General features: G+C 64.2%; 19 protein-coding genes. 12 read left to right on the top strand and 7 right to left on the bottom strand.

Annotated features, from left to right (window positions below; translation table 11 throughout):
• Nucleotides 1-25 precede the first annotated feature (25 nt).
• The 4 genes from JQ592_RS18915 to JQ592_RS18900 all read left to right on the top strand — a co-directional run bounded on the left by JQ592_RS18915 (nt 26) and on the right by JQ592_RS18900 (nt 4,154).
• On the top strand, nt 26-1,393 hold the full coding sequence (locus tag JQ592_RS18915) for an FAD-dependent oxidoreductase (RefSeq protein WP_211404314.1): 1,368 nt from the start codon (nt 26-28) through the stop codon (nt 1,391-1,393).
• Nucleotides 1,394-1,426: 33 nt separating this feature from the next.
• Nucleotides 1,427-2,431 carry an ABC transporter substrate-binding protein gene (locus tag JQ592_RS18910; protein ID WP_211404313.1) on the top strand — a complete coding sequence of 335 codons (1,005 nt, stop codon included), beginning with the start codon at nt 1,427-1,429 and terminating at the stop codon, nt 2,429-2,431.
• Between the two features lie 132 nt (nt 2,432-2,563).
• On the top strand, nt 2,564-3,337 hold the full coding sequence (locus JQ592_RS18905; RefSeq protein ID WP_211404312.1) for an ABC transporter ATP-binding protein: 774 nt from the start codon (nt 2,564-2,566) through the stop codon (nt 3,335-3,337).
• Nucleotides 3,330-4,154 carry an ABC transporter permease gene (locus tag JQ592_RS18900; RefSeq protein ID WP_211404311.1) on the top strand — a complete coding sequence of 275 codons (825 nt, stop codon included), beginning with the start codon at nt 3,330-3,332 and terminating at the stop codon, nt 4,152-4,154. The genes JQ592_RS18905 and JQ592_RS18900 overlap by 8 nt, the downstream gene beginning before the upstream one ends.
• Before the next feature lie 166 nt (nt 4,155-4,320).
• Here the strand turns inward: JQ592_RS18900 and gtdA are convergent, their stop codons facing one another.
• Nucleotides 4,321-5,361: a gentisate 1,2-dioxygenase gene (gtdA, locus tag JQ592_RS18895; protein WP_211404310.1), complete on the bottom strand. Its 1,041-nt coding sequence runs from the start codon at nt 5,359-5,361 to the stop codon at nt 4,321-4,323.
• A gap of 189 nt (nt 5,362-5,550) precedes the next feature.
• Here gtdA and maiA point away from each other — a divergent pair, with 189 nt between their 5' ends.
• Complete coding sequence (gene maiA / locus JQ592_RS18890; RefSeq protein WP_211404309.1) at nt 5,551-6,183, top strand: maleylacetoacetate isomerase; 633 nt, start codon at nt 5,551-5,553, stop codon at nt 6,181-6,183.
• Nucleotides 6,173-6,685, top strand: coding sequence for a MarR family winged helix-turn-helix transcriptional regulator (locus JQ592_RS18885; protein ID WP_211404308.1), 513 nt, complete (start codon nt 6,173-6,175; stop codon nt 6,683-6,685). The genes maiA and JQ592_RS18885 overlap by 11 nt, the downstream gene beginning before the upstream one ends.
• A 209-nt stretch (nt 6,686-6,894) precedes the next feature.
• Here JQ592_RS18885 and JQ592_RS18880 read toward each other — a convergent pair whose 3' ends face one another.
• From JQ592_RS18880 to JQ592_RS18860, 5 genes are all read right to left on the bottom strand, one after another.
• Complete coding sequence (locus JQ592_RS18880; RefSeq protein WP_211404307.1) at nt 6,895-8,508, bottom strand: benzoate-CoA ligase family protein; 1,614 nt, start codon at nt 8,506-8,508, stop codon at nt 6,895-6,897.
• Nucleotides 8,505-9,671: an FAD-dependent monooxygenase gene (locus JQ592_RS18875; protein ID WP_211404306.1), complete on the bottom strand. Its 1,167-nt coding sequence runs from the start codon at nt 9,669-9,671 to the stop codon at nt 8,505-8,507. Before JQ592_RS18875 ends, JQ592_RS18880 begins: the two co-directional genes overlap by 4 nt.
• Before the next feature lie 189 nt (nt 9,672-9,860).
• The gene (locus tag JQ592_RS18870; RefSeq protein WP_008132706.1) at nt 9,861-10,076 is read right to left on the bottom strand and encodes a hypothetical protein; all 216 of its coding nucleotides are present in this window, start codon (nt 10,074-10,076) and stop codon (nt 9,861-9,863) included.
• Nucleotides 10,077-10,196: 120 nt separating this feature from the next.
• Nucleotides 10,197-11,027 carry a hypothetical protein gene (locus JQ592_RS18865; RefSeq protein ID WP_211404305.1) on the bottom strand — a complete coding sequence of 277 codons (831 nt, stop codon included), beginning with the start codon at nt 11,025-11,027 and terminating at the stop codon, nt 10,197-10,199.
• A gap of 147 nt (nt 11,028-11,174) precedes the next feature.
• On the bottom strand, nt 11,175-12,182 hold the full coding sequence (locus JQ592_RS18860) for an NADP-dependent oxidoreductase (protein WP_211404304.1): 1,008 nt from the start codon (nt 12,180-12,182) through the stop codon (nt 11,175-11,177).
• A gap of 213 nt (nt 12,183-12,395) precedes the next feature.
• Between JQ592_RS18860 and JQ592_RS18855 the strand changes: the two genes are divergently transcribed.
• From JQ592_RS18855 to JQ592_RS18840, 4 genes are all read left to right on the top strand, one after another.
• Nucleotides 12,396-13,691 carry a dicarboxylate/amino acid:cation symporter gene (locus JQ592_RS18855; protein ID WP_211404303.1) on the top strand — a complete coding sequence of 432 codons (1,296 nt, stop codon included), beginning with the start codon at nt 12,396-12,398 and terminating at the stop codon, nt 13,689-13,691.
• Nucleotides 13,692-13,703: 12 nt separating this feature from the next.
• On the top strand, nt 13,704-14,624 hold the full coding sequence (locus JQ592_RS18850; RefSeq protein ID WP_211404302.1) for an amino acid ABC transporter substrate-binding protein: 921 nt from the start codon (nt 13,704-13,706) through the stop codon (nt 14,622-14,624).
• 119 nt (nt 14,625-14,743) lie between these two features.
• Complete coding sequence (locus JQ592_RS18845; RefSeq protein ID WP_211404301.1) at nt 14,744-14,929, top strand: hypothetical protein; 186 nt, start codon at nt 14,744-14,746, stop codon at nt 14,927-14,929.
• 9 nt (nt 14,930-14,938) lie between these two features.
• Nucleotides 14,939-15,724 (top strand): IS5 family transposase, encoded by a 786-nt coding sequence (locus JQ592_RS18840; protein ID WP_211404440.1) that lies wholly within the window; start codon nt 14,939-14,941, stop codon nt 15,722-15,724.
• Nucleotides 15,725-16,000: 276 nt separating this feature from the next.
• Here the strand turns inward: JQ592_RS18840 and JQ592_RS18835 are convergent, their stop codons facing one another.
• Nucleotides 16,001-16,804: an ATP-grasp domain-containing protein gene (locus JQ592_RS18835; RefSeq protein WP_211404300.1), complete on the bottom strand. Its 804-nt coding sequence runs from the start codon at nt 16,802-16,804 to the stop codon at nt 16,001-16,003.
• A gap of 389 nt (nt 16,805-17,193) precedes the next feature.
• Here JQ592_RS18835 and JQ592_RS18830 point away from each other — a divergent pair, with 389 nt between their 5' ends.
• Both JQ592_RS18830 and JQ592_RS18825 read left to right on the top strand, forming a co-directional pair.
• On the top strand, nt 17,194-17,967 hold the full coding sequence (locus tag JQ592_RS18830) for a ferredoxin--NADP reductase (RefSeq protein WP_211404299.1): 774 nt from the start codon (nt 17,194-17,196) through the stop codon (nt 17,965-17,967).
• A 396-nt stretch (nt 17,968-18,363) separates the two neighbouring features.
• Complete coding sequence (locus JQ592_RS18825) at nt 18,364-20,025, top strand: FMN-binding glutamate synthase family protein (RefSeq protein ID WP_433996427.1); 1,662 nt, start codon at nt 18,364-18,366, stop codon at nt 20,023-20,025.
• Nucleotides 20,026-20,059 lie beyond the last annotated feature (34 nt).

Below are 20,059 nucleotides of genomic sequence, written 5' to 3'. Positions count from 1 at the left end.
AAGGAATTTTGGGAAGGGACGCGCCATGCTGGCCACGACGATCGAAGAACCAGCGCGCAAAGTGCCGCTCTACGGCGAATATGAAGTCGTGGTGCTCGGCGGCGGTCCCGCCGGAATTGTCGCGGCGGCCTCCGCGGCGCGCGCCGGACGCAAGACGCTGCTGATCGAGCGCTACGGCTTTCTCGGCGGCATGGGCACGGCCGCCGGTGTTACCAATTTCTGCGGCCTGCACGGCAATGTCTACGGCAAGGCGCACCGGCTGGTGCAGGGCATGGCGTCCGAGCTGTTGGCACGCATTGATCTGCTCAATGGCCTCAACACGCCGCATCTGATCCTCGGCAAGGTCTTCGCTCAGGCCTACGACACCGCGGCCTACAAGATCGCGGCCGATCAACTGCTCGCCAGCCACGGGGTGAACCTCCTCTTCCATGCGCTCGGCGCCGGCGTGGTGATGGGCGATGACCGCCGCATCGACGCGCTGCTGGTCGAGACCAAGGCCGGACGCCAGGCGGTGCGCGCGGAGATCTTCATTGATTGCTCCGGCGACGGCGATCTTGCCGTGTGGGCCGGCGCGCCGTTCGAAATCGGCGACGAGCACGGTCATCCGCTTTATCCGTCGATGATGCTGCGTCTCAACGGAATCGATCCGGACAAGGCCGGCGAGGCCTGGCGCACCATCCCGCAATTGATGGAAAAGGCCCTTGCGGCCGGCACGCACACATTCCCGCGCAAGAGCGCGATCGTACGGCCGCAAAAATCCGGCATCGAGTGGCGGGTGAACTTTACGCAGGTCGCGCGCGAGGACGGCCACGCCATCAACGGCATCGAGCCCGACGATCTCACCCGCGGCGAGATCGAAGGCCGCAAGCAGGCGCTCGCCGCGTACGAGTTCTTGCGTAGCACGGTGCCGGGCTTTGAAAAATCCTACATCGTCGACCTGCCGCCGCAGCTCGGCATCCGCGAGACCCGCCGCATCAAGGGCGGCTACCAGCTCAGCGGCGAGGACGTGCTCGGTTGCGCCTCGTTCGAGGACTCCATCGGCGTCAACGGTTGGCCGATCGAGGCCCATGTTCCCGGCGATGTCGTCTTCACCTTCCCGCCGATCCCCGAGTCGCGCGGCTACAATGAGCTGCCCTACCGCATGCTGGTGCCCGAAGGCGTCGACAACCTCCTGGTCGCCGGCCGCTGCGCCTCGATGACCCATGAGGGCCAGTCGGCGGCGCGGGTCTCCGGTGCCTGTTTCGTGATGGGCGAAGCCGCCGGTTCCGCCGCCGCGCTGGCACTCTCCGGAAACCGCATTCCACGCGAAATCCCCATTGAAAAATTGCAGGAAACGTTGAAACAACAGGGCGCCTTTATCGGGCGGGATCAGCCCGTACCAGAAGGTCTGTGACGGGCTGCTAAAGAAGACGACGGAGGAAACGGGATGATCGGAATTGCACGGCTCGCAGCTGCTGGCCTGTTGGCGATCATGGCGATGGGCGCGGCGCGCGCCGAGGACGCGCTGAAGGCCAAGGTCGGCGTGCTCCGCCTGTCTTCCTCTGCGCCTGTTTTCATCGCGCAGGACAAGGGCTATTTTCGCGAAGCCGGCCTCGATGTCGAGCTCAAGTTCTTCGACGCGGCGCAGCCGATCGCGGTCGCCACCACCTCGGGTGATGTCGATTTCGGCGTCACCGCCTTCACCGCCGGTCTCTACAATCTCGCCGGCAAGGGCACGCTGAAGGTGATCGGCGGCATGAGCCGCGAGAAAGCAGGCTATCCCCTGATTGGCTATTTCGCCAGCAACAACGCCTATGCTGCCGGCCTGAAGACGCCGAAGGATCTTGCGGGCAAGCGCGTGGCGATGACCCAGGTTGGCTCGAGCTTTCACTATTCGCTCGGCCTGCTCGCCGACAAATACGGCTTCAAGCTTGCGGACGTGAAGATCGTGCCGCTGCAATCGCTGTCGAATGCAGCCGCCGCGCTGAAGGGCGAAACCGTCGATGCAGCGCTGCTGCCCATCTCCACCGCGCGAAAACTGATGGACGAGGGCGGCGCGAAATTCCTGGGCTGGGTCGGCGACGAGACGCCGTGGCAGCTGGGCGCGGTGTTCGCTTCGCCGAAGACGCTGACCAACAAGGCGCTGGTGACGAAATTCCTCGGCGTGCTCGCGAAGGCCGACCGTGAATATCATGACGTCATCCTCGCCGCCATGAAGGACGGTGTCGCGCCGATCAACGAGCAGACAAAACCGCTGCTGGAGATCATCGCAAAATACACCAACCTGCCGGTCGAGCAGGTGGTCGGCAACTGCGCCTATATCGACCCCGACGGCAAGCTCGACGTGAAGAACGTCGACAACCAGATCAAATGGCTGCAGGAGCAGGGCTTTGCCGACAAGGGTTTTGACGTGAATGCGATCATCGCCAAGGATTTTGTGAAGGCGGATTGATGTATCCGTCATTCCGGGGCGATGCGAAGCATCGAACTATGGTGCGCACTTGCGCACCTGAGAATCTCGAGGTTCCGGGTCTGATCCTTCGGATCATCCCGGAACGACGGAGAACAGGATAGACGAGACAGAATGGACCTGATCGCCAATCACATCACTCATCGCTTCGGCGATCTCGCCGTGCTCGACGACGTCTCCTTCACCGTCGGTGCGGGCGAGGTGGTGGCGATCGTGGGGCCCTCCGGCTGCGGCAAGAGTACGCTGCTGTCGATCCTCGGCGGGCTGTTGCAGCCGACATCAGGCGCGCCCGAGCTGCGTGGGGCGCCGCCCGCGGACAGTCTCAATCCGCTGACCTTCGTGTTCCAGGATTTCGCGCTGCTGCCCTGGGCGACGGTGGAGGAGAATGTCGAATTCCCGCTGCTGCACGCCCAGCTCTCGGCTGCAGAGCGCCGTGCGCTGGTCGACGATGCCCTGCGCCGCACGGGCCTGACCGATTTTCGCCAGACCTATCCGAAGCAGCTCTCCGGCGGCATGCGCCAGCGCGTCGGCATTTCGCGCGCACTGGCGGTGAAGCCTGCGATCCTGCTGATGGACGAGCCATTGTCGGCGCTGGATTCGCAAACGCGCGAGCTTTTGATGGAGGATTTTGTTCGCCTGCTCGCCGATGGGGGCATGGGCGCGGTCTATGTCACGCACAATCTCGAAGAGGCCGCGCGCCTTGCCGACCGCATCGTGGTGCTGTCGCGGCGGCCCGGCCGGATCCGCGAGGTCGTGACCGTGCCGATGACGCGCGCGGCGCGCGGCGAGGCGGCGGCGCGCGAAAAGCTGCTGGCGCTTCAGAACCAGATCTGGTCGCTGATCCGCAACGAGGCGATCGACGCCGAGCGCGAGGTCCAGCATGCTTGACCGCGCCCCGGCGGAAACTTCAGCGAAGGACGAAGCGACCCGGCGCGTCCGCTTTCGCGGCGCGGGCTTCGTGCCCGCCTCGAGCCGCTACGGCGGCTGGATCGCGCTCGCGCTCGTCATCGCAATCTGGCAGGCCGCCGGCAGCACCGGCCTCGTCAATGCGTTGTTCCTGCCGACGCCCTCAGCCATCGCGCGGGCGATCTACCAGCTCGCGATCTCGGGCGCGCTGTGGCAGCATCTGTCCGCTTCGCTGTTGCGCATCGGCGTCGGCTGGCTGCTCGGCACAGTGGCCGGCGTAGCGGTGGGATTTGCCATCGGCCTGTCGCGGCTGGCGCGCAGCGTCGGCATCACCTTCATCTCGGCGCTGTTCCCGATCCCGAAGATCGCGCTGCTGCCGCTGCTCATCCTCTGGCTTGGCATCGGCGAAGAGCCGAAGATCGCGACCATTGCGCTTGGCGTGTTCTTCTCGACCGCGATCTCTGTCTATAGCGGCGTCGATGCGGTGCCGCGCAACCTCATCCGCATGGCGCAGAGTTTCAACGTTCCTTTCGCCACGATCGTGCGCAAGGTGATCTGGCCGGGCGCGCTGCCCGCGATCCTTGCCGGCTTCCGCATCACCGCCTCCGTCGCGCTGCTGCTGGTCGTCAGCGCCGAGATGATCGGCGCGCAATACGGCATCGGCGCCTTCGTGCTGCAGGCCGGCAATCTGATGCAGACGGATCAGCTGCTCGCGGGCGTGGTGATCCTGTCCGTGTTCGGGCTTGCGGTGGGCAAGGTGATCGGCTGGCTGGAGACGCGGCTGTTGCACTGGCGGTAGTTGTCGTCCCGGCGAAGGCCGGGACCCATACCGCGTGATCTATCGAGGTCCGACGGTCGCCGTACCAACGAAGGCTCAACTACGAGCTTTCGCCAAACCACTCCCTGGGGTTATGGGTCCCGGCCTTCGCCGGGACGACACCGAGGGTGAGGCCAATGCCTCGGGCTCACGCGTTCCCGCGATCTTCGCGAAACAGGTCCAGCTTCTGCTGCACCGGCCGATCCGAGAAGCTGAACAGCACGGCGTCCTCATCCGCCTCGTGCGTCACCCAGTGCCAGCTCGGCACCACGAACAGATCGCGCGGGCCCCATTCGAACACGGCATCGCCGATGCGGCTGCGGCCACGGCCTTCGATGGGACAGAACACGGTGGCATCGGTCGAACGATAACGTGCGGTGTTAAAACCCTTCGGCAGCAGCTGGATGAAGGTGCCGATGGTCGGCATCGCGAAATCGCCGGTCTCGGGATTGCTGAACTTCAGCTTCAGCCCGTGGCAGGCGTCCCACTCCTGGCTCGTCCTGGCCTTCTCCAGCGCCTCGCGGGTATAGGCATAGGGATAGCTGAAGATCGGCGAGGTCTTCGAGCTGCGCTTCACATCGACCGGCAGCAGATTGTGGCCATAGCGCGCAAAGCTGTCGCCGGCCGGCTTGGTGATCTTCTGCTGGTCCTCCTTGGAGCCTTCCGCGAAGGAGCAGTCGAAGAACTGCACCAGCGGGATGTCGAGGCCGTCGAGCCAGAACATCGGCTCGCTGGTCTCGTTGGAATGGTCATGCCAGGTCATCGATGGCGTGATGATGAAGTCGCCGGGCTCCATCGCGGTGCGCTCGCCGTCCACCGCAGTGTGGGCACCCTTACCTTCGAGCACGAAGCGTAGCGCCGACTGGCTGTGGCGGTGCGCGGGCGCGACGTCGCCGGGCACCACCATCTGCACGCCGGCATAGAGCGAGGTCGTGATCTTGGATTGTCCGCGCAGGCCCGGGTTCTCCAGCACCAGCACGCGCCGCTCAGCTTCCTTGGCCGTGATCAGCTTGCCGGCCTCGGTCATGTAGTCGCGGATGACGTCGAATTTCCATAAGTGCGGCCGGCAGGCGCTCTTCGGCTCCGGCGTGATCAGGTCGCTCATCACCGTCCACAGCGCGGTGAGATTTTCGCCGTCGATCTTCTTGTAAAACGCCTCGCGTTCCGGCGTCTTGGTCACGGCTTCCATGGCGCGGCTCCCGTCGTCGTTCTCGTCGAGATTGACAGCATACTGACAATCTTTGTAGCGTCAATCTTGAACGTCTCTGATAGGTCGTCATTCCGGGGCGATGCTAAGCATCGAACCCGGAATCTCGAGATTCCAGGTTCGGCCCTTCGAGCCGCCCCGGAATGACAGAAAATATGAGGGAGGGTTCCGATGAAGCTGCACGGCTATTTCCGCTCAAGCGCCGCCTATCGCGTGCGAATCGCGCTGAACCTCAAAGGCCTTGGCGCCGAGCATCTGCCGCATCACTTACGCAAGGGCGAGCAATGTGCGCCCGCTTATCTTGCCATCAATCCGCAAGGCCTGGTGCCGGCGCTGGAGAACGATGCAGGCGCAGTGCTGACCCAATCGGTCGCCATCATCGAATGGCTCGACGAAACGCACCCCAACCCGCCGCTGCTGCCGAAGGATCCGCTGCGCCGCGCCAGGGTGCGCGCGTTCGCGCTGGCGATCGCCTGCGACACCCATCCGGTGCAGAATCTGAAGGTGCTGGCGCGGCTGCGCGAGCTTGGCCTTGCCGAGGAGAAGGTCCAGGACTGGGCCGCCTGGGTCAACCGCGAGGGCCTGTCGGCCTGTGAAACGTTGATCAAGAACGAGGCGGGCCCGTTCTGCTTCGGCGATGCGCCGACGCTCGCCGATCTCTGCCTGGTGCCGCAGCTCGCCAATGCGCGCCGCTTCGGCGTCGATGTCTCGGCCTATCCGCGCCTGCTCGCGGCGGAGGCCGCCGCCAAGGCGCTGCCTGCGTTCGCCAATGCCGCGCCGGAGCGGCAGCCCGATGCCGAGTAAACCAGCCGCTCCGATCACGATCGACGCGGTCTATGCCGCGCCGGGCTATCTGTTCCGGCGCATGCAGCAGATCGCGGTCTCGATCTTCATGGAGGAGTGCAAGGCGTTCGACCTCACGCCGGTGCAATATGCCGCGCTGATCGCCATCCACACCCATCCCGGCATCGACGCGACGCGACTCTCGGCCGTGATCGCCTTCGACCGCTCCACGCTCGGCAGCGTGATCGAACGTCTCCAGGCCAAGGACTATATCGAGCGCAAGCCGGCACCCGAGGACAAGCGGATCAAGCTGCTTTATCTGACGAAATCCGGCGCGGCGATCCTGCGCGAGATCATCCCCGCCGTCAAGCGCGCCCAGGCCCGCATGCTGGAGCCGCTCAAGCCCGCGGACCGCAAGGCGCTGATGGGGCTGCTGGTGCAACTCGTCGACCTCAACAACGATGCGTCACGGGTGCCGCTGCGGGCGGAGGACGCGCTGGAGCATTTGGGCAAGGGTGGGTGAGGGTGGTGTGGGCGAGCCGAGGTGGCAGCTAAAAACTCCGCTGTCGTCCCGGCGAAGACCGGGACCCATAACCACAAAACTTAGTTGGGCGAAGGCTAGAAATGACCAGCTCGTGCCACAACTATTGCTGCGGCGTATGGGTCCCGGCCCCCCGCGCGCAGTTGCGCGCTAGGCCGGGACGACAACGAATGTGTGGCGGCACTATCGCCTCACATCCTCAACAGCGCCTGCCGGTCGATCTTCCCCGTCCCCGTCTTCGGCAGCTCGTCGATAAAAATCACCTCGCGCGGATATTTGTACGGCAGCAGCTTGCTCTTCACATAATCCTGCAGCTTCCGCGTCGCCTCGCCCTGGTCCACCGCGCGGTTGTTCATCACCACCACGGCCTTCAGCGTCATGCGCCGGTCCGGCAGCTCGGCGGCGAAGACGGCGCATTCGCGGATATCGGGGTGGTCGGCGAGGCACAGCTCGACCTCGAGCGGGTAGACCCACTGGCCGGAGATCTTGATGAGATCATCGGCGCGGCCGCGGAAGAAGTGAAAACCGTCGGCGTCGCGGACGAAGCGGTCGCCGGTGTAGATCCAGCCGCCCTCGCGGATGGTCTCGGCGGATTTGTCCGGCCGGTTCCAGTACAGCGGTGTGTTGGAATCGCCGCGTACCCACAAGATGCCTTCCTCGTTGTCGCCGACCTCACGCCCGTCCTTGTCGCGCAGCGCGACCTCGTAGCCGGGCACGCGCAGGCCCGCGGCGCCGAGCTTCTTCTGTTCGGGACGGTTGGAGAGATAGATGTGCAGCACCTCGGTCGAGCCGAGGCCTTCGACGATCTCGAGCCCCGTGAGCGTCTTCCAGCCGTTGAAGACCTCTACCGAGAGCACTTCGGCGGCGGAGAGCGCCATGCGCAGCGACGAGAAATTCGTCTTCTCTGCGCCCTCGGCCTTGGTCAGCGAGGTATAGAGCGTCGGCAGGCCGAAGAAGACCGTCGGCTTGAACTGCTCGATCGCTGCGAAGATCGCCGCCGGCTTCGGCTGGCCGGGCAGCAGCAGCGTCGCCGCTCCCGCCGAGAACGGGAAGGTGACGGAGTTGCCGAAGCCGTAGGCGAAGAAGATTTTTGGCACCGAGAAGCAGATGTCATCCGGCGTCAGCTTCAGCACATTCCGGGCAAAGGCGACCTCGCTATAGGCCATGTCGTGCTGGAGATGCACGATGCCCTTGGGCCGGCCGGTGGAGCCAGAGGAATACATCCAGAACGCCATCTCGTTGCGATCGGTGTCCGCTTCGGTGAGCTCCGTCGGGAATTGCGCGAGCCAGCTCGTCGCCGCGACCGCGGCAGGCGCGGCATGCTCACCGACCGCGCCATTGACGACGATCAGCGTATGCAGCTTCGTGTCCTTGCATGCCTCCGTATTGAAGCGCGCACAGAATTCGGCGTCCGCCACCGCAACGGCAGCGCCGGAATCGGCGAGATAGAATTGCAGCAGGTCCGGCGGCGTCAGCGTATTGATCAGCAGCGGCACGAAGCCGGCGCGCACCGCGCCGAAGAAGGCGGCGGGATAAGCCGGCGTATCGTCGAGGAATAGCAGCACGCGGTCGCCGCGCGTGAGGCCGAGCGAAGCAAAGCCGTTGCCCCATTGGCAGGCCTCCGCGCAAAGCTCAGCATAGGTGCGCGTGCCCGCGGGGCCAATGAGGGCGAGCTTGTCGCCGCGGCCCTGGGCCAGATTGTCGAACAGCACGCGGCTCGCGTTATAGATCTGCGGAACGGCAAAGCCGATCTCGCAGGCGCCCGGGCTGTCGGCGGGCACTTGGTCACGAATCTCGTTTCTCATGCCGTAACCTCGCCGTCCGCATCCCCGCCGCCGCCTGCACCGTTCTTTGCGGCCTCGTACCGCGCCATGAAGGCCGGCGACATGTGGCGCAGGCGTGCATCGTCGATACGCCCGGAGCGGGTGATGTAGCTGTAGGCGAAATCCATCAGATCGAGCTGCATGTGCTGGGCGAAGTGCTCGTACCAGAATGCGCTGGTGCGCGCCGCATTGATGAGCTTCTGCACCACCGGCTTGCGTTCGGCCTGGTAGCGCTGCAGCGCGGTGGTCAGATGCGCGTCCGATTCCAACGCCTTGACCAGCGCGATCGCGTCCTCGATCGCAAGCCGCGTACCCGAGCCGATCGAGAAATGCGCCGAGTGCAGGGCGTCGCCGATCAGCACCATGTTCTTGAACGACCAGTGCTCGTTCCAGACCCAGGGGAAATTGCGCCAGACCGATTTGTTGGAGACGAGGCAATGGCCGCCGAGCGTGTCGGCAAACACCTCCTCGCAGACGCCCTTGGACTGCTCGAGGTCCTTGTAGGCGAAGCCATAGGCCTGCCAGGTCGCGTAATCGCATTCGACCAGGAAGGTGCTCATGGTCGGCGAATAGCGGTAGTGATGGGCGTTGAAGACGCCACGATCGGTCTTCACGAAGGTCTGCGACAGCGTGTCGAAGCGCTTGGACGTGCCGTACCAGACGAATTTGTTGGAGGAGTAGGACAGCGAGGTGCCGAAATCGCCCTCATAGGCGCGGCGCACCAGCGAGTTCAGTCCGTCGGCGGCAACGATGAGATCATGGCCGTTGAGCTGGTCGATCGCGTGAACCGGCGTGTCGAAGCGCGGCGTGACGCCGGCATCGAGCGCGCGCTGCTGCAGGAATCTCAGGAGCTCGAGCCGCCCGATCGAGGAGAAGCCGACGCCGTCGATGGCGACGCTGTCGCCATGCAGGTTCAGCGTGATGTTCTCCCAGCTCTCCATATGCGGGGCGATCGCGTCGACCGTCTCGGGGTCGTCGGCACGCAGGAACTCCAGGGCCTGATCGGAGAACACGACGCCAAAGCCCCAGGTCGCGTCGGCCGGGTTCTGTTCGAACAGGTCGACTTGATCCTCGGGATGACGCTTCTTCCAGAGATAGGCGAAGTAGAGCCCGCCGGGCCCCCCGCCAATCACGGCGATCCGCAACGTCTGCCTCCCTAATTGACAGTATACTTACTATCTAGGGGTAGACTAATGTGCTCCGACGTCCGGCGCCAGCGGAATTATCGGCAAGGCCGGCACGCCAAAGCTCGCTTTCGGATCCGCGTTTTACGCGTGTCCAAAATGCTCAGGCACGAACCATAGCCAAACCGGGCCGGATTGACCACCCAGGGGTCAGACGCAGCGCTTCACGTAGACGCCGTTCACCAGCACCCGGGTACAGCGGACCACCGGAACCGGCTTGCGGACCACGACGGCTGCGTTCGGCCCGGCGCAACCGGCGCGATAGACGCCGCGGGCGCACACCACCGCATTGGCGTCGGTGGCCTCGAACGTCATGGTTGCCCCAAAGGCGAGGAGCGCGGAAGCGATCAGCAGCAACGAACGCATGTCTTTCTCCCGGTCTTGTCGTGATTGAAATCGGATGTTTTGTCGTCGCAGCCGCGCGAAAATTCATTCGCGCGACGCTTCGTCATGATCACGCGCCCTGGCACGTGATCATGCCCCGCCTTAGCGTGCGGCGAACGGGGCGAGCACGTCCTTGCACGCGGGCGACAGCGAGGCGGCATTGTTGGAGATGCACTGGATGATGCGGCCGCCGCCGGGCGCGACGCCGGCACAGATGGTGCGAATGTCGGTGCCGCAGGCCGACCGGACGATGAACAGCTCTTCGCGCGGCAGCAATGGGCGCAGCACGATCACGGCCGGTGCCGCGGCAGGCGCTGCGGCTGCAGCCGGTGCAGCACCAGCAGCAGGCGCGGCCGCTGCCGCACCGCCGCCGAAAGCCGCATTCACGGCCTTGGCGCAGCCCGCCGACACCTTCGCCTTGTTCTTCTCCAGACATTCGAGCGCGGGCGCGCCGCCCGGCGGCACGCCGGCGCAAACCTTGGGATAGTCGCCGCGGCAGGCGCTCTTGATCGCGGAGACCTGCGCAGGGCTCGGCTGCTTTGGCGCTGCCGCTTTCGGGGCGGCTGCCGCTGCCGGTTTGGCCGCCGGCTCGGCGGCGGGCGCAGCTTCCGTCTTTGCAGGTTCAGATTTGGCGGGCTCAGATTTGGCAGGTGCCGCTTCGGTCTTCGGCGCGGCCGCCGGCTCGACCGCGCGAACCGCGGCCTGGCATCCCGACGACAGGCTGGACATGTTCTTGGCGAGGCATTGATACGCTTCGACGCCGCCGGGCGTCACGCTCGAGCAATGCGCCATGAAGTCCGAGCGGCATGCGGACCGGATCGCGCTCTTCTGGGCCTCGGTCGGCGCTTGCGCGAAGGCTCCTGTTGCAGTTGCGAAGAGCGCTGCCGCCAGCAACGCGGTACGCGCGGATGCATGTTTCAACGTGTTGAACATCTGAGTGAATTCCTGCCCGATCGGCAACGCCGACCATTTTGAAAAGGTATGCAAGCGCAATCGTCGCGAGTAGTGCCTCGCGAGCGGCATCTTTGGCCGCTTTGGTCTCTACCGCAAGTAGATAATGTTTATGCGATTGCTACGTATCTACGTCGTCAGCCTCACCATGCGCTTGCCGCGGTTCTCGCCGGCAAGCAAACCGATCAGCGCCTTCGGCGTGTTCTCGAGGCCATCGATGATGTCCTCTTGCACCTTCAGCTTGCCGGATTTCACCCAGGCCTGGAGATCGGCAAGCGCGCGCTGGCTGTCCTTCATGTAGTCCATCACGATGAAGCCCTGCATCACGAGCCGCTTCACCACGATCAGCCCGGGCACGCCGCGCGGGCCGTGCGCGGAGGGCGCGCCGTCATATTGCGAGATCGCGCCGCAGCAGGCGATGCGGCCGTAATTGTTCATTTGCGGCAGGCAGGCTTCCAGAATGTCGCCGCCGACATTGTCGAAATAGACGTCGATGCCTTTGGGCGCAGCCGCGCGCAACGCCTTGAACACGGCGCCGTCCTTGTAGTCGACGGCGGCATCGAAGCCGAGCTCGGAGGTCAGCCAGTGGCACTTGTCGGCGCCGCCGGCGATGCCGATGACACGGCACCCCTTGATCTTGGCGATCTGTCCGACGATCGAGCCGACCGATCCCGCGGCCGCCGAGACCACGACCGTCTCGCCCTCCTTGGGCTTGCCGATCTCCAGCAGGCCGAAATAGGCGGTGAGGCCGGCGATGCCGAACACGCTGAGCAGATGCGTCATCGGCTCGAGCTTCGGCATCTTCGTCAGATGCTTCGCCGGCACTGCGGCAAACTCCTGCCAGCCGGTGTCGCCGAACACGATGTCGCCCGCCGCGAGCCCCGTTGCCTTTGAGCTGATGACCTCGGCGATGGCGCCGCCGGCCATCACGCTGTTGGCTTCGACGGCCGAGCGATAGGTTGCGCCGTGCATCCAGGCGCGGTTGGCCGCGTCGAGCGAGATGTAACGCACGCGCAGCAAGGCCTCGCCGTCCTTCGGCTCCGGCATCGCGCCCTCGATCATCTTGAAATGTTCAGGACCGAGCTTGCCGCTGGGCTTTTCCACCAGCAGAATCTGATGATTGGTGTTGCCGCTCATGGCGTTCCCCTCTTCGTTTGTTTGACGATTATTGATGCAGCCGCCGCAAAGAAAACGTGCAAGCCGCGTTCGTTGTGCGCTGCATGAAGGCTAGATCGCGCAGGATCGTTTCACAACGGGAACATCCGGCCAACGCGATCACGCGCCAAGCGTGTTGCGTCATCGTTATATCTGCGACATCATGAAGCGGCCGGTGTTAGTGGGGGTCGTTCAATGTCGAACAGGTTTACGCAATACATCCTCGGCGCGATGGTGCTGGGCATCGTCATGGGCTCGGCGATCTACAACTTCCTGCCCGATACGCGCGCCGACTGGGCCTCCTCCATCAACCTGATCGCCATGATGTTCCTGCGCCTGATCAAGATGATCATTGCGCCGTTGGTGTTCGCGACGCTGGTCGGCGGCATCGCGCATATGGGAACCGGTTCGCGGCTCGGGCGCATCTTCGCCAAGACCATGGGCTGGTTCGTCAGCGCCTCCTTCGTGTCGCTGCTGCTCGGCCTCGTCATGGTCAATCTGCTTCAGCCCGGCGCGAACTTCCCCGGCACGCTGCCGCAGGCTGGGCAATCGACCGGCCTGCCGGTGTCGGCCTTCTCGATCGAGAAATTTCTGACCCATCTGATCCCGACCTCGATCGCGGATGCGATGGCGCAGAACGAGATCCTCCAGATCGTGATCTTCGCCGTGTTCTTCTCGGTGGCGATGGGCTCGATGCCGGAGCGGTCGAAGCCGATCCTGGCGATGATCGACGACGTCGCCCACATCATGCTCAAGGTGACGAGCTATGTGATGCTGTTCGCGCCGCTCGCGGTGTGGGCCGCCATCACCGCAACCGTCGCCAAGAACGGCCTCGGCGTGCTGTGGAAGCTCGTCGTCTTCATGGGCGGTTTCTATCTCGCGCTCGCGATCCTCTGGGTCATCCTGATGGTCGTCGGCTTCCTCGTGATCGGGCCGCGCTACAGCCATCTCCTGAAGCTGATCCGCGAGCCGCTGATGATCGCGTTCTCGACCGCGAGCTCGGAAGCGGCCTACCCGAAGACGCTGGAGGGGCTGACCAGGTTCGGTGCCTCGTCGCGGATCTCGAGCTTCGTGCTGCCGCTCGGTTATTCCTTCAATCTCGACGGCACGATGATGTACTGCACTTTCGCCAGCATCTTCATCGCGCAGACCTACCACATCGAGATGTCGCTCGCGACGCAGCTCGCGATGCTCGCGACCCTGATGATCACCTCCAAGGGCGTCGCCGGCGTGCCGCGCGCCTCCCTCGTCGTGATCGCCTCGACGCTGTCGCAGTTCGGCATTCCCGAGGCGGGCCTCTTGATGATCATGGGCATCGACACCTTTCTCGACATGGGGCGCAGCGCCACCAACGTGATCGGCAACTCGCTGGCGACCGCCGTGGTCGCGAAATGGGAAGGCGAGCTCGGGCCGGAGCACGAGCTCGGGCCGGGCGAGGTGGCAACGCCGGACATGGTGCCCGGCGAATTGCCCGCGATGGCCGGCCATTGACGGAGGTGCATCATGCGCCGCTCATTGGCGATATCGGGCAGCCTGTTGCTGGCAGCGTGTCTGCTGGCAACCGGCGCCTCAGCGCAGACGCGCGGCAGCGAAGGGCTTAGCCCGACGCTGTCGGCCATCAAGACAGCGCATACCGTGCGGCTCGGCTATCGCGAGAGCTCGCCGCCGTTCTCCTTCCTCGACCAGTCGGGTCGTCCGATCGGCTACAGCCTCGAACTGTGCGAGGCCATCGTCGAGGAGATCGGCGTCGAGGTCGACGATCCCAATCTCAAAATCGACTACGTCAAGGTCACCTCGGACGACCGCATCGATGCCGTGCTGCATAACAAGATCGACCTGGAATGCGGTTCGACCACCGCCAACGCCGAGCGCGGCAAGCGCGTCGCCTTCTCGCCCCTGATGTTCGTCGCCGGCACCAAGCTGATGGTGCCGAAAGCTTCCAGCGTGTCGGCCGTCACCGATCTGAAGGGCAAGACCGTGGTGGTGACGAAGGGCACCACCAACGAGCAGGCGATGCATGCGGTCGACAAGAAGTTCTCGCTCGGCCTCAACATCGTCACCTCGCCCGATCACGAGCAGTCGTACCAGATGCTCGCCGACGGCAAGGCTGACGCGTTCGCGACCGACGACATCCTGCTGTTCGGCCTGATCGCGCGCCACAAGGCGCAGGACAAGTTCCGCGTCACCGGCGACTATCTGTCCTACGATCCCTACGGCATCATGTTCAAGAAGGGCGAGCCGCAGCTCTCGGCCGTGGTCGAGCGCGCCTTCCGCAAGCTCGGCTCCAACCGCGACCTCGTCCCGCTCTACAACAAATGGTTCATCGCACGGCTGCCCACAGGCGAACGGCTGAACGTGCCGATCTCGCTGCAGCTGGAGGAAGCCTTCAAGGCGATGGACGATTCCGCCAGCGCGAATAATTAGGCGGCTTGTATTGCGATGATCGCGCCGCGATCTCGCTGCACCCTCTCCCCTTGTGAGGGCTTTGCGCAATTGCGGCCGCGTGATTCTCTAAAGCATGGCTGATTCTGGCGAGGGGAGCCATGGTTGAGCGCAATGTCGGTCAGATGAGCTTGGCGGACGGGCTGGTTCATGCGCCGCGAAGCAGCATCCTGGATGAGGTCGAAGCGGTCGTCGATTGGGCGCCGCTACGATCGCTGCTTGGCAAGCGGGGCGGCGCTGGCGCCGGCAACAGCAGTTATCCGGCGGAAGTCTTGCTGCGCTGCTAGCTCGCCGGGATATGGCACAATCTGTCTGATCCCGCCCTGGAAGCAGCGGTTGCGGATCGATTGTCGTTCCGGCGTTTTGTTGGCCTGAGCCTGCACGATCCGACGCCGGATCACAGCACGTTATGGCGGTTCCGGCAGGAGCTCGCCAAGGACGGGCTGATCGAGAAGATTTTTACCGAGATCAATCGGCAGTTGGAGGCCAAGAAGCTGATCCTCAAGCAGGGCACGCTGGTCGACGCCTCGTTGATCCCGGCGCGAGCCAATCCGCCACGCAAGCCGCGCAAGGATGCGGAGGAGAAGCCGCCCAAACCGTCAGCGGATCGCGATGCCCGCTGGGGCCGCAAGGGCAAGAAGAGCGTGTTCGGCTACAAGGTCCACACGGGTGTGGATGCAGGCCACACCCTCATTCGCCGCGTCCATGTGACGGATGCTTCGATCACCGACACCGAGCCGGCGGATCGCTTGTTCTGTGGCGATGAGAAAGCGGTCTACGGCGACCAGGCCTATTACACGCATGCCCGGCACGCACGGTTGAGAGAAGCCGGCATCAAGGACCGATTGATGCGTCGGCCCAACAAGCATCATCCCGAACTGCCACCGCGGCAGAAGCGGCGTAACAAGCTGATCGCCAAAGTGCGCTCAGCCGTCGAGCGTCCTTACGCCGTGTTCAAGGAGCACTACGGCCTGCGCCGATTGCGCTTCTTCACCTTCGAGCGCAACCAGGTGCTGATCGTGCTCGCCTGCTGCGCCTACAATCTGCGTCGCGCGGCTGGCGCCTTGGCCGCTCCACGCTAGCAGTCCGCCTGCGCTTGAAAAAGCAGGGGATAATGGAGGATGAAATGAGCGCAATGCTGCTCACTGCAGCGGACTCGGATCAAAAAAGCCCACTACGGCTCCCGGGCGCCAGACCAGACCTCTGTGCAAAGCCCTCCTTGTGGGAGAGGGTGGCTTCGCGAAAGCGAAGCCGGGTGAGGGGTCTCTATCCCCACGAGTGGTGTTGCGAGTGGAGAGAACCCCTCATCCGGCGCTTCGCGCCACCTTCTCCCACAAGGGGAGAAGGGAAGCAGGCGCTCAGCTTACCTCAGCAAACACCCGGTCCAGCGCCGCGTCATACGTCGCCTGCACCAGTTCTGGATGCAGTTTCGCCAGCGCTTCCATCATCACGCCGGAGTTGATCTCCAGCACGCGCCAGGAGCCGTCAACGCGCACCACGTCGATGGAAGCGAAGATGATGCCGATGGCGCGCGCGGCATCGACCGCGAGCTTCACGCAAGCCGTGCGAGCCTCGCCGGCCTCCAGCAGCACCGGCTTTGCACCAGCATCGAGATTGTGCCGCCAATCCGAGCCACGCTGCTTGCTGTAGACGACGAGGGGCACGTCATCGAGCAGCACCACACGGACCTCCTCCTCGATCGCGACATAGGGCGAGATCACGAGCCCCGTGCTCATCGAAAAAACCTCGCGGGCCGCGTGGTCGAGTTCTGCCACCATCGTCACCTTGAACACCGAGCGCCCCGATGTCCCCTCGTTCGGCTTCATCACGATGCCTTGCGGATTCTGCGCGAGCAGCGCCAGCATGGCTTCACGCCAGCCCGGGCCGGCGACGTGCACGCCCAGCCTCGGGTTGAGGAAGAGCTGATGCGGAATGCAGGGCACGTCCGCCAGCGTCAGCGCCTCGGCGGTCGCCGATTTGTCGTTGGCGAGGCGATGCGCGACCGCGCTGTTGAGGCCGATATCGTAGCCGAAGGCGAAGCGGCGCGTCTCGCCGAGGTGCATCGCGATCAGCCAGCCGCCGGCGCGGACATCGACCGCAATGCCGTGGCGGGCGCAATAGCGCCTGATCGCCTGGACGAAGATCCGCTCGCTGCCAGCCATCCGTTTCAGTCGCCTGTTTCGGTCGTTCCTGGCGCCAAAAGCCGCAAAAATGCGGGAATCGGCGCCGTACCGGGGTGAAAATCAGAGCTATTCTTAATGAAATTCTCGCGAGCGCGACGGAAATTAAGTGCTGCAATCGAGCCTTGGCGGGAAAAGAAATTGCCCGCTTCGCGCGCCCGGCAGCAGATTCATTAATGATGCGACCAGTTCTGCCGCAAATGCCGGTTTGATCGGCATCAATTGCATCCGAAACGAGGTTGATTATTGGTCTCAATGGCGTAGATCACACACGCGAAATCCTCCGCCATGGCAAATGGTGACCGCCCCCGATTTCAGGGCCGGGCAACGCTTTTGCCCTAAAACCGCAAATATTCGGAATATCGAAAATCATGAGCGCGTTTTACCGAGAGAAGGTTCTTTCCGTCCACCACTGGACCGACACGCTGTTCAGCTTCCGCGCCACGCGCGATACCGGCTTCCGGTTCCAGAACGGCCAGTTCGCGATGATCGGCCTCGAGGTCGACGGTCGTCCGCTGCTGCGCGCCTACAGCATGGCGAGCGCCAACCACGAGGAAGAGCTCGAGTTCTTCTCGATCAAGGTGCAGGACGGTCCGCTCACCTCGCGCCTCCAGAAGATCAAGGAAGGCGACACCATCCTGGTCGGCCGCAAGGCCACCGGCACGCTGATCACCGACAACCTGCTTCCCGGCAAGCGGCTGATGCTGCTCTCGACCGGCACCGGCCTTGCGCCGTTCGCCAGCCTGATCAAGGACCCCGAGGTCTATGACCAGTTCGAGTCCATCGTGCTGGTGCATGGCTGCCGCCAGGTCTCCGAGCTCGCCTATGGCGAGAAGCTGGTCGCGACCCTGCGCGAGGACGAGCTGTTCGGCGAGCTGCTCGCCGACAAGCTGGTCTACTACCCGACCGTGACCCGCGAGCCGTTCAAGAACCGCGGCCGCATCACCGACCTCATCAACTCAGAGCAGATCTTCAACGACATCGGGCAGTCGCCCCTCGACATCGCGACCGACCGCATCATGATGTGCGGCAGCCCGGCGATGCTCGAAGAGCTCAAGGTGATGTTCGAGAGCCGCGACTTCATCGAAGGCAGCGGCAACAAGCCCGGCCATTTCGTGATCGAGAAGGCCTTCGTCGAGCGCTAAGCGCCGCTCGTTATTTCGGTGTCGTCCTGGCGAATGCCAGGACCCATACGCACCGAATCAAGTTTGGCGAAGACTGGCTGTTGTCAGTCTTCGCAACAACCCCGTTTAGGGGTAATGGGTCCTGGCTTTCGCCAGGACGACGGCGGTGGCTAAGGCGTCTTGCCCCGCTAGCTGCTCCTGCTATTCCCGCCCCCTCTGCTGCGCTGCAAAAGCCTAACCTCTCGGCGGATTGATCTGCGCCGGCGGATTTCGCTAGCCTGAAACAAGGGCCGCGTCATATCCGTATGACAGGGGCGGGCGTATCGTACCGCCTCATGCCGGCGAGAGGATGGGATCGTGGCCGACAATAAAATGCAGGAATCGCCCAAACGTCTGGCACTGGCGGAGGAGGGGGTCATGGAGACCCTGCTGCTGCCATTCTCGCCGCGCTTCATCGTGCTGACGATCTGCGCGGTCGTCACCGCGCTCCTGATCGGCATCGGCATCGCCGACCACAAGATCTCGGACATCCTGCTGATCCCGATCCTGATCTTCGGCGCCCTGACGCTGCTCGGCGTCCGCGACCTCTTGCAGAAGAGCCACGCGGTGCTGCGCAACTACCCGATCTCGGCGCATATCCGCTTCCTGCTCGAAGAGATCCGCCCCGAGATGCGGCAGTATTTCTTCGAGAGCGAAAAGGACGGCATGCCGTTCTCGCGCGACACCCGCGCGGTGGTCTATCAGCGCGCCAAGATGGAGCTCGACAAGCGTCCGTTCGGGACCCAGGAGGACGTCTACCGTGAGGGCTATGAGTGGATGCATCACTCGGTCTCGCCGAAGGCGCACGCCGAGGAGAAATTCCGCATCACCATCGGCGGGCCCGACTGCAAGAAGCCCTACTCGGCCTCGGTGTTCAACGTCTCCGCGATGAGCTTTGGCGCGCTGAGCCCGAACGCGGTGCGGGCGCTGAATGCCGGCGCCAGGAAGGGCGGCTTCGCGCACGACACCGGCGAGGGCGGCTTCAGCCCCTATCACGCAGAGATGGGCGGCGACATCATCTGGGAGATCGGCTCCGGCTATTTCGGCTGCCGTCATCTCGACGGCTCCTTCGATCCCGAAGCGTTCGCGCGCGTCGCCGGCCAGGACCAGATCAAGATGGTCGAGCTCAAGATCAGCCAGGGCGCCAAGCCCGGCCATGGCGGCGTGCTGCCGGCGGCGAAGGTCTCGGAGGAGATTTCCAAGATCCGCGGCGTCGCCATGGGGGAGGACTGCATCTCGCCGGCCTCGCACCGCGCCTTCTCTACGCCTGTTGGCATGATGCAGTTCATCGCGGAGATGCGGCGCCTGTCCGGCGGCAAGCCGGCCGGGTTCAAGCTGTGCATCGGTCATCCCTGGGAATTCCTGGCGATCTGCAAGGCGATGCTTCAGACCGGCATCTATCCTGATTTCATCGTTGTCGACGGCAATGAAGGCGGCACCGGCGCGGCGCCGCTGGAGTTCATGGACCATCTGGGCATGCCGATGCGCGAGGGCGTCAATTTCGTCCACAACGCGCTGGTCGGCATCAATGCGCGCGACCGCATCAAGATCGGCGCCTCCGGCAAGATCGCCACCGCCTTCGATATGGCACGCGCGATGGCGATCGGCGCCGACTGGTGCAATTCGGCGCGCGGCTTCATGTTCTCGCTCGGCTGCATCCAGTCGCTGAGCTGCCACACCGACCGCTGCCCGACCGGTGTTGCGACGCAGGACCCGACCCGGGCGCGCGCGCTCTACGTGCCGCTCAAGATCGACCGCGTGCACAATTATCACCATGCGACGCTGCACTCGCTGACCGAGTTGATCGCCGCGGCCGGCCTCGAGCATCCGCAGCAGCTGCGCCCGATCCATTTCAACCAGCGGACGTCGACGACCCAGGTCAAATCCTTCGCACAGCTCTATCCGGCGCTGCGCCCCGGCGAGCTGCTCGAAGGCACCGAAGACCCGCGGTTCGCCGACGCCTGGCGGATGGCACGGGCGGAGACGTTTCAGCCGGCGGTGATCGCTCCGCCCGCGGCCACGTTGGGCCCGTTCGTGTAAATTCACCGCGAGCGAGGCTGGCAATTAGCATTTA

This window comes from Bradyrhizobium iriomotense, from assembly GCF_018129405.1.
In the GTDB taxonomy this organism is placed as follows: domain Bacteria; phylum Pseudomonadota; class Alphaproteobacteria; order Rhizobiales; family Xanthobacteraceae; genus Bradyrhizobium; species Bradyrhizobium iriomotense_B.
This window is presented reverse-complemented; position numbering and strand designations above follow the sequence as displayed.

Coding starts and splice junctions, on each gene's coding strand:
- JQ592_RS18915 (WP_211404314.1), top strand. CDS start 26: ATGCTGGCCACGACGATCGAAGAACCAGCGCGCAAAGTGCCGCTCTAC.
- JQ592_RS18860 (WP_211404304.1), bottom strand. CDS start 12,182: ATGAGCGGCAACACCAATCATCAGATTCTGCTGGTGGAAAAGCCCAGC.
- JQ592_RS18865 (WP_211404305.1), bottom strand. CDS start 11,027: ATGTTCAACACGTTGAAACATGCATCCGCGCGTACCGCGTTGCTGGCG.
- JQ592_RS18885 (WP_211404308.1), top strand. CDS start 6,173: ATGCCGAGTAAACCAGCCGCTCCGATCACGATCGACGCGGTCTATGCC.
- JQ592_RS18880 (WP_211404307.1), bottom strand. CDS start 8,508: ATGAGAAACGAGATTCGTGACCAAGTGCCCGCCGACAGCCCGGGCGCC.
- JQ592_RS18905 (WP_211404312.1), top strand. CDS start 2,564: ATGGACCTGATCGCCAATCACATCACTCATCGCTTCGGCGATCTCGCC.
- JQ592_RS18870 (WP_008132706.1), bottom strand. CDS start 10,076: ATGCGTTCGTTGCTGCTGATCGCTTCCGCGCTCCTCGCCTTTGGGGCA.
- JQ592_RS18850 (WP_211404302.1), top strand. CDS start 13,704: ATGCGCCGCTCATTGGCGATATCGGGCAGCCTGTTGCTGGCAGCGTGT.
- JQ592_RS18900 (WP_211404311.1), top strand. CDS start 3,330: ATGCTTGACCGCGCCCCGGCGGAAACTTCAGCGAAGGACGAAGCGACC.
- JQ592_RS18835 (WP_211404300.1), bottom strand. CDS start 16,804: ATGGCTGGCAGCGAGCGGATCTTCGTCCAGGCGATCAGGCGCTATTGC.
- gtdA (WP_211404310.1), bottom strand. CDS start 5,361: ATGGAAGCCGTGACCAAGACGCCGGAACGCGAGGCGTTTTACAAGAAG.
- JQ592_RS18845 (WP_211404301.1), top strand. CDS start 14,744: ATGGTTGAGCGCAATGTCGGTCAGATGAGCTTGGCGGACGGGCTGGTT.
- maiA (WP_211404309.1), top strand. CDS start 5,551: ATGAAGCTGCACGGCTATTTCCGCTCAAGCGCCGCCTATCGCGTGCGA.
- JQ592_RS18830 (WP_211404299.1), top strand. CDS start 17,194: ATGAGCGCGTTTTACCGAGAGAAGGTTCTTTCCGTCCACCACTGGACC.
- JQ592_RS18825 (WP_433996427.1), top strand. CDS start 18,364: ATGGAGACCCTGCTGCTGCCATTCTCGCCGCGCTTCATCGTGCTGACG.
- JQ592_RS18855 (WP_211404303.1), top strand. CDS start 12,396: ATGTCGAACAGGTTTACGCAATACATCCTCGGCGCGATGGTGCTGGGC.
- JQ592_RS18910 (WP_211404313.1), top strand. CDS start 1,427: ATGATCGGAATTGCACGGCTCGCAGCTGCTGGCCTGTTGGCGATCATG.